9 protein-coding genes and 1 pseudogene are annotated in these 7516 nt (G+C 54.3%); 1 reads left to right on the top strand and 9 read right to left on the bottom strand.

Translation table 11 applies throughout. The features are described from left to right. The 3 genes from ABYV89_RS12510 to rbr form a co-directional block, all read right to left on the bottom strand. A partial coding sequence (locus ABYV89_RS12510; protein ID WP_432823289.1) for a hypothetical protein occupies positions 1-196 on the bottom strand: 196 nt, incomplete at its 3' end. 324 nt (positions 197-520) lie between these two features. Continuing rightward, entirely contained in the window at positions 521-1522 is a 1002-nt protein-coding gene (locus ABYV89_RS12505; RefSeq protein ID WP_432823288.1) for a 4Fe-4S binding protein, read from the bottom strand. A 354-nt stretch (positions 1523-1876) separates the two neighbouring features. Next, positions 1877-2452 carry a rubrerythrin gene (gene rbr / locus ABYV89_RS12500; RefSeq protein WP_432823287.1) on the bottom strand — a complete coding sequence of 192 codons (576 nt, stop codon included), beginning with the start codon at positions 2450-2452 and terminating at the stop codon, positions 1877-1879. Positions 2453-2995: 543 nt separating this feature from the next. On the opposite strand from rbr, the gene ABYV89_RS12495 reads away from it, so the two are divergent. Continuing rightward, a complete protein-coding gene (locus ABYV89_RS12495) occupies positions 2996-3400 on the top strand; it encodes a hypothetical protein (RefSeq protein ID WP_432823286.1) in 405 nt (134 codons plus the stop codon). A 306-nt stretch (positions 3401-3706) separates the two neighbouring features. Here the strand turns inward: ABYV89_RS12495 and ABYV89_RS12490 are convergent, their stop codons facing one another. The 6 genes and pseudogenes from ABYV89_RS12490 to ABYV89_RS12465 all read right to left on the bottom strand — a co-directional run. Continuing rightward, complete coding sequence (locus ABYV89_RS12490) at positions 3707-4795, bottom strand: GTP pyrophosphokinase (RefSeq protein ID WP_432823285.1); 1089 nt, start codon at positions 4793-4795, stop codon at positions 3707-3709. A gap of 267 nt (positions 4796-5062) precedes the next feature. Then, positions 5063-5200, bottom strand: a complete 138-nt coding sequence (locus tag ABYV89_RS12485) for a hypothetical protein (protein WP_432823284.1) — start codon at positions 5198-5200, stop codon at positions 5063-5065. A 107-nt stretch (positions 5201-5307) separates the two neighbouring features. After that, positions 5308-5508 carry a cold-shock protein gene (locus ABYV89_RS12480; RefSeq protein ID WP_253959076.1) on the bottom strand — a complete coding sequence of 67 codons (201 nt, stop codon included), beginning with the start codon at positions 5506-5508 and terminating at the stop codon, positions 5308-5310. 280 nt (positions 5509-5788) lie between these two features. Then, positions 5789-6547 carry a response regulator gene (locus tag ABYV89_RS12475; RefSeq protein ID WP_432823283.1) on the bottom strand — a complete coding sequence of 253 codons (759 nt, stop codon included), beginning with the start codon at positions 6545-6547 and terminating at the stop codon, positions 5789-5791. A 243-nt stretch (positions 6548-6790) separates the two neighbouring features. Further along, positions 6791-7090: pseudogene (locus ABYV89_RS12470) on the bottom strand (GTP-binding protein EngB); the annotation flags it as partial. Between the two features lie 86 nt (positions 7091-7176). After that, positions 7177-7516: hypothetical protein (locus ABYV89_RS12465; RefSeq protein WP_432823282.1), on the bottom strand; the 340-nt coding region annotated here is incomplete at its 5' end.

The following is a 7516-nucleotide window of genomic DNA, read 5'->3' as shown; positions in this document are numbered from 1 at the left end:
TGCCGAACAGGCTTTTGGTCCCGGCGATGAAGAGGAGCAGGCCGGGGAGCAGCTGGGTGGAGACGACCAGGGCGAAGAAACCGAAGAAGAGGATGGTCATCAGGCCGAGGCCGGAGTTGCCTGCGCCATTGGAGGCCAGGGCGGAAGAGGCTGAAGCGATGAGCAGGATGATGGCCGACGGAAGGGAGTTTTTCATGGCATGCTCCTTGGGTTCGCTGTTGCTTGCTGTTGACTTGGTTTATAGCGAAGAGCGTACCAATATTGGAAGACTTTTATCACTATTGTGCAAACTGCCGTTTTTGCGTGGAAAAACACTTTGCGGTGAACATCGGAGAAGCGTGTTGGCGGGGGGCTTTGTATAAGTTAAATATACATCGACACATGTGTTTTACTTAATGCGGTAGCATTAAAAGTGGCACAATGTCATGATTTAGCAATGGTAATAAGGGAAAACGGGGTGTATCCGCTTTTTATACAGGGTGTACATCCCCCTGGTCTTCCGCCATCCGTCTTCCCAAGATCAATGGCCGAGCATTCTCGCCATGGGAATGAGGCGCTGGTAGTCTTCGTAGGTAAGACTCGTCTCCCAGTGGCCGCTGACCATCCCGGCGCCGACGCCGAGGACGAACAGGCCGACCACCAGCGCCGGGAAGCGCCAGCCGGCCAGCAGTTTTCTGTGCAGCGGCGGCGCCATGACCAGGGCGCTGGTCGGACAGACGGCGCTGCAGCTCAGGCAGCCGGTGCACTCCGGGCTGGAAATCGCATTTTTCCGATGCACCGGCAACCGCGACGGGCAGGCTCTGCTGCATTTCCCGCAGTCGATGCAGGCGGCCTGATCCCGGCGGATCTTGAGCGGGCTGAGCATGCTGAAGAATCCCAGCAGGGCCCCGTAGGGACAGAGGTAGCGGCACCAGAAATTCTGGTAGAAGACGGACAAGATCGACAGTACGGCAATGACGGCCAGGGCGGTCGCCGACATGTTGAGAAAGAAGTGCAGCATCTTCACGTCGCTGATCGCCCAGTAGGGCGCCTTCAGAAAACCGCCCAGAGCCATGGCCGGCATGTCGAAAAAGACGATTTTCACAAAGAAGAACAGCAGCAGGTACTTGATCCCCCGCAGCGGCAGGTCGAGCCAGTCCCAGATTCGGAAGCTTCGCTTGAAAACCCTTTGCCCGAGCTTCCAGGCCGCCTCCGAAAGGGTGCCCACCGGGCAGAGCCAGGAACAGAAGGACTTGCGCGCCAACAGGCTCATGGCGATAAAGGTCAGCAGCAGCAGCAGAGCCGCCGGGTGCACCCGGTCGATCGTGCCGGTGACCAGCCAGTGCTTGAGACTGACCAGGGCACCGATCGGCAGAAAACCTTCGACTCCAGGTGGACGCGAGACCAGAGGGGTCGCCCCGTCCGATTCGAAATGGCGGACAAACAGGGCGAATCGGACGCCAATTCCGACGATCCAGGCAAAAAACAACCACTGGATAAGGGGCCGCCAGCTCTCTCCTCGCTGAAACCGTTCTATCTTCAAAAGACTACTCCTCTTTTAAGTGGCCTGAAGCCACCGATCAGTTTTTCTCATCAAACCACTTCCGCCGCGCCCTTGCCTTGACTTGCGTCAAGAACCATCGGCCGGCTCAGAAAAAACCAAGCCGGAATTACCGGCGGGGTCTCCCGCTACGGGGATTACCGGGCCCAGGTTCAGCAGCACATTATCACATATCGCATAAAAATGCAGCCATAACGGCCGCCCCTCTTCTCGCCTGGCCCATCCCGCCCCTCCCGCAAGCTCCTTTCGGTCGCCCTTTTTACTGCGCAGCCCAGGATAAGAAAAGGGCGCTTCCGGTTAACGGAAACGCCCTTTTTTCTTCGAAAAGACCTTATGTTACCAGTTTTCGCCCAGCAGTTCGAAGTGGGCCTGCGGATGAACGCAAGCCGGGCAGCTGTCGAGCGCTTCCTTGCTGGTGTGCAGGTAACCGCAGTTGCGGCAGCGCCAGACGACCGGCTCGTCACGCTTGAAGATCCGGCCACTTTCCAGGTTGGCCAGCAGGTCGCGGTAGCGCTTTTCATGCTGCTTCTCGGCCACCGAGATGGCCCGCCAGGCCGCCCCGATTTCAGCTAACCCTTCCTTCTCGGCGACGGCGGCAAAGCCGGGATAGAGCTCGGTGTGCTCCTCGTGCTCGCCCATGGCGGCGGCAAGCAGGTTGGCGGCGGTGCTGCCGATTTTACCGGCCGGAAAGCTGGCGGTTATTTCCACCTCCCCCCCCTCGAGGAACTTGAAGAAACGCTTGGCGTGCTCCTTTTCCTGGTTGGCGGTTTCCTCGAAAATGTCGGCTATCTGCACAAAGCCTTCTTTTTTGGCCGCGGCGGCAAAGTAGGTGTAGCGGTTGCGGGCCTGGCTTTCGCCGGCAAAGGATTTAAGCAGGTTCTTTTCGGTTTCGGTTCCCTTGATACTGCTCATTGCATATTCTCCTTGTGATAGGTCACTGTGGATGGCTTGCCAACGGGGAGGCCGAATTTGCCCCCTCCCGTCAAATCCCAATGTATTCAGGTGCCGGATGCACGGATGTGAAACCCGAAGACTGAGCTGGAGCTATCCCGTGTTTTCGCGCATTAAACAGGAAGCCCGACTTTAATTCCTAACAGAAATACTTCTTCCGCAAAGTTGAGTCAAGGGGACTTCCCTGATTTTATTGGTTCGGCTGGGCATGAGGCCAACTGCGGAACAAGGAATAGTTCGAGCAGACCTCTGTCTCCCCCGCCGCGATTATTCCCTGTCCGCTCGGTATCTTTTATTCGCGGAACCGTGTAGTATAGTTAAATACACCCACCTCAGGTCCTCTCTCAAGCCACCATCGCCTTTCAAACCGTACGGGGATGCCGTTACGGAAGCAGTGATACGACAGTCGGGCCGGTTTCAGCCGGCACCTCACATGTCAAGCCCGCCCCGTAGATTCCAGCGACCCTCCTGGTTTTTATTGGACACATCTAAGGGAGTAACGCTATGCAAAACAACACGCTTTCTGTCGGCGACCCGATCGAAGCCCGCTGTACCAAATGCCGCAAAAACTCCGACCATGTCATTGTCACCATGACCGAAGAAGGCCCGGAAAAGGTTCAGTGCAACAGCTGCAGTCGCCAGCATAAATATCGGCCGCCCACCGCAGCCAAAAAACCGGCGGCAAGACAAGCCGTTCAGCATAAGGACGCCGAGCGCAAAGAGTGGGAAACCCTGCGGCCGGCCATGAAGAGTGAAGATGCGGCGGACTACTCCATGACCTCGTCTTACAAGGTCAAGGCCTTGATTAACCACCCTGTTTTCGGCCTCGGCCTGGTGCAGCGGGTCGTCGGCTCGCAAAAGGTCGAGGTTCTTTTCGAGGACGGCAAAAAAACGATGCGCTGCAAATAGGAGCAACCGGATACCGGGTGGAAAGTGACTAAAATGAATATTTGTGAGTACTGTGAAGAACAATCGAAAAAGACGCGGAGCGGATCGCCCCATGAATATTTGATAAAAGTGGATGAACCCCGCATTTTCAAAGGAAAAAAGCCGCGCGGCTTCGAAGAGCAGGACTACCAGTGCCTGACCTGCAAATCTAAGTTTACCCAGAGTACAGATAAAAACGATCTGGCATGGACGCTGTGGCGTGGGTAATTTTCCGACAGGGTGATTATCAGGGGCAGGCTGCATGGTACGAGGCAGACTGCCCTTTTCTTATGCGGGTCCCGAGGAACTCCGACACGCTTTCAGCCACTCGTCAAAGCGATCTTTGGGCCCCCTGGATAAAATCCGTTCGAAGGTTTCCTTGCTGTAGAGATACAGGCAGTGCCGGATCACCGTGTAGGGACTGAAGGTGTTTTCAGGGTTTTCCACCATGAATTCATCGCGATAATCCCTGACGGTTTTCAAATTCTCGATCAGGCTTTTGTGCAGATCCGACCGCTTGAAATCATTGTCCTGCTTCAGTATATCCTGCACAAAGGAGTCGACTTTGTAGTCTTCGAACTCAAAATCCTTGAAGAAGTGTCCTGCAACACGCTGGAAGTTGAAGGCGTTGATGATTTTTCCGTTGACCGCCATCGAACCGTCTCCGGCAGCCTCTCCGTTTTCTGCCAGTGAATCACTGATCGGATCCACCGTGGCCTGCTGCAACAATTCCATGGTGGCGTTGCGGATCTCCTTAAATTCCCGGTCGGCCAGCTCAAACAGGGCAGAAAGTACATTGATCCTGCGCTTGAGATCATTGGGGATCGATTTTTTGTATTTAATTTTGTGGTCCAGCACACTCCAGGCATCCTGTATCAAAGACCTGATCTGCACTTCGAAGGGATGCTCCGCAAACGCCTGAAACTTCGCCAGGCAAGCCATCTCCCTGCTGAGTTGCAGGTCCATATGCAGGCCCTTGTAGCCTAACAGATCTTCGGTACTCTCGATGGCCGCGATCTTGTCCGTTACATCGATAATATCGAAGTGTTTCTTCAGCACCTCGGATACCACAGCAACCTGATCCTCATAGAGACAAACGATACGGATTCCGATCAGATCGGAAAGACAGTCCTTGATCTCGTAAGGCTGCTCATCGGCTTCGAATTTGTTCTGGTACTTACGCTGAAACTTTTTTATACACTCTTCTTTATCCTTGATCCTGCCCTCTATTTTTGTCACCTCACCGACATCAGACTGCTTGATCAGTGTGTTGATGGCGCGGATATAGGCATTCTTGGCCTCCTCCAGAAGGGGCCTTTTGTTGTCGTAAAACTTGCTGAACGCGCATTTTTCTCGTTCGAAATCCAGAGAGGCCAAAGGTCACTCCCTCCTTGTCAGTAATGCAGAAACGCTGAACCGTGAGGGGGCAGGCCCCAGCACACGGGTCAACATAATGAATATTGTCTTAAAAATAAAGCTCAAAGGGGTCGAATAAACCGGCGGGGCGACGTGCAGGTGTTCGGGGGATGACTTCTGATCCGTTGCGGGAGAGATAAAGCCCACGTACTCCCAACAAAACGGAACGATGAGCAGGCCCGACCTATTGCATGGCAGGGGTCCAACGGGGAATCGGGGGGGGACCCGTTAATTTTGCTCCGGTGATTCCTGTGAATCTTCTTCCGGATTGTCCTCCGTCTTGCGTTTTTTCTTTTCGTCCTTTTTGGCTTTCTTGGCGATTTCCTTCTGGCGCTTTTCATAGCCGTAATTCGGTTTTCTTGCCATCTGATCGTCCTTTCAGCCGGTACAACTTTCGCGGGTGAGCTGCCGCAAGAAAAAAGGAGCCCCACGAACTTCGCGGGGCTCCTTTGCGAATATATGCAAAATCTTACTTAAATTCTGCGCACGTTCGCCGACTGGGGGCCTTTTTGACCCTGGGTGACCTCGAAGCTTACGCGGTCGCCTTCGGCGAGAGATTTAAAACCATCGCCCTGGATTTCGGAAAAATGAACAAATACGTCAGGTCCATTGTCCTGCTCGATAAAACCAAAACCTTTTGCGTCATTGAACCACTTAACGGTGCCTTCTGCCATTTTTTTCTCCATGTTCCCCTGTGGGAACTTTTTTGTTGCGTAAATCCCGATCGCCCAAAAAATAAAAACACACACCCAAGTGGGCCTGTGTTTTTGATCCAGAATGACACCTTGTCAAACTGGTGAGCAACAAAAAACTTACACACACTTACTTAAGTTTTTTCAAGGTAACACAGCGCTAAGCCGAAAAGCAAGACAAAAACAACCGCGAACAAATAAAACTTTCTTTTCCTCGCAGAACCCTTGCGGATTGCGGTCCACGCGCTCGAGCGGCAGAGCGCTAGCAGATGGAAATAACCAGCTCATCCTGCTCTTCGAGCAGGTCGCGGGTCAGCAGATCATTGATGAAGGCCTTGAGCTGGTCGCCTTTTTCGGCAGACAGCCCCTTGAACTGGATGGCCATGCCGGGAACCATCTTGAAGGCCCCGTCATAAATGTCCTTTTTGTAGATCACCACGCCGTCCAGGCTGACATCGATATGGTCCCCTGCCGCAAACCGAATGGTCACCACGGTCCCTACGGGCAGAGGATCTTTCTTGCGGATGTAAATCCCCCCCTGGGAAAGATTCACGGCATACAACTCCTGGGTCTGGCCGGAATTTCTGACCGACACGCGCCCCTCAAAGGCCACCCGGAAATGCCGCCGCTTCTCGGCGCCTTCGGGAGTGAGCGCGTCCTGCAGGCAGCGGTGGAGACTTTCAGGGGTCAGCGGTTTGAGAACGTAGCCGCTGCAGCCGAGCCGTCGGCATTCCTGCAGGGTTTTTTCGGAACCGTCGGCTGAAGCCATGATCACCGGGATGTCGGCGATTTCTTCATCACTCTTGATCTGCCGCAGCAATGAGGGCCCGTCCATCTCGGGCATGTTGACATCGAGAATAAGGGCGTCGGGGGACATCATCTTCAAAAGCTTGATGGCCTCGAAAGCACTGCCCGTGGGAATGACTTCGTAACCCATCCGCTTCAGCAACAACCCCGCGTACATCACGAAGGTCCTGTTGTCATCCACCAACAGGACTGTCTTGGCCCGTTCGGTCATCATTTACCCTCCCGACTCTCTTGATGATCATATATTTGTTTAACTTATCCCACAAAGATTCTAAGGGCAATAAAAAGTTGCCAGAACGTCCGTCCACCCGACATAAAAATTAGCGCACGAAGACCTGACGACCTCTCCATAATCAACCCGCTAACACCCTGCGGGCATGGTGGTCAGGCTAAATTTGCAGCAGACAACCCGAAGGCCGTTCTCGGCACCCGTGCGGAATCACCGTCGAACCGGCGCTCACATGGCCTTCCGATCCAGCGAGCGATACAGGATCGCCTCAGCCAGATGCGCCGGCTGAATAGTTTCGCAACCGGCCAGGTCGGCAATGGTGCGCGCCGCCTTGAGGATGCGGGAGTAGCTGCGGGCCGAGTGGCCGAGCCGGTCGGTGACCATCTCGAGCAGCTGGTGCCCCTGTTCGTCGACCGGGCAGAACTTGCGGATGTGGCGGGCGGCCATCTGGCTGTTGGCGTGCATGCCGAATTTTTCCAGGCGCTCGCGCGACATCTGGCGGGTGGCTTCGACCCGGGCACGGATGCCGGCGGACGATTCGGAACAAACAGGGGGTCGCGTCTACACATTTCACTTTAGCAAGAATGAAGACGCCCCCCCTGGATTTCCCGCGCTTAGCTTGCGGCGGTTGGCGGGGGAGAATCACCTCTCAAGGCATTCAATATCACTTTATAATGGGCCGCCAGATTAGCTGATGAAACAATAATTATCCCTGTTGCATAGTAGACGAGCATCCACTTGACTTCTGTTCTCAGGAAGAATTCTGCGAATAGAGCACCAAGCATCGCTCCCATGCCATACAGGCTGTTAAATGCGAATAGGCGAAGAAAAAATCCTTGCCGCTCTTTATTGAAAACAAGGATCAGACAGTTAACAAAGAAAGCTAACATTGCGAAGCCAATGACAAAGCCTGTTCCTAGCCGGAAGAACGTGGGATCGATTCCAAGGGGCTTC

Origin of the sequence: Trichloromonas sp. (assembly GCF_041583255.1) — a bacterium.
In the GTDB taxonomy this organism is placed as follows: Bacteria; Desulfobacterota; Desulfuromonadia; order Desulfuromonadales; family Trichloromonadaceae; genus Trichloromonas.
The sequence above is the reverse complement of the archived record's forward strand: the minus strand, read 5'-3'. Positions and strand labels throughout refer to the sequence as shown.

Bases quoted from the DNA above. Each gene is read 5' to 3' on its own strand.
- ABYV89_RS12495 (WP_432823286.1), top strand. From the start codon at position 2,996: ATGCAAAACAACACGCTTTCTGTCGGCGACCCGATCGAAGCCCGCTGT.
- ABYV89_RS12485 (WP_432823284.1), bottom strand. From the start codon at position 5,200: ATGGCAAGAAAACCGAATTACGGCTATGAAAAGCGCCAGAAGGAAATC.
- ABYV89_RS12475 (WP_432823283.1), bottom strand. From the start codon at position 6,547: ATGATGACCGAACGGGCCAAGACAGTCCTGTTGGTGGATGACAACAGG.
- rbr (WP_432823287.1), bottom strand. From the start codon at position 2,452: ATGAGCAGTATCAAGGGAACCGAAACCGAAAAGAACCTGCTTAAATCC.
- ABYV89_RS12480 (WP_253959076.1), bottom strand. From the start codon at position 5,508: ATGGCAGAAGGCACCGTTAAGTGGTTCAATGACGCAAAAGGTTTTGGT.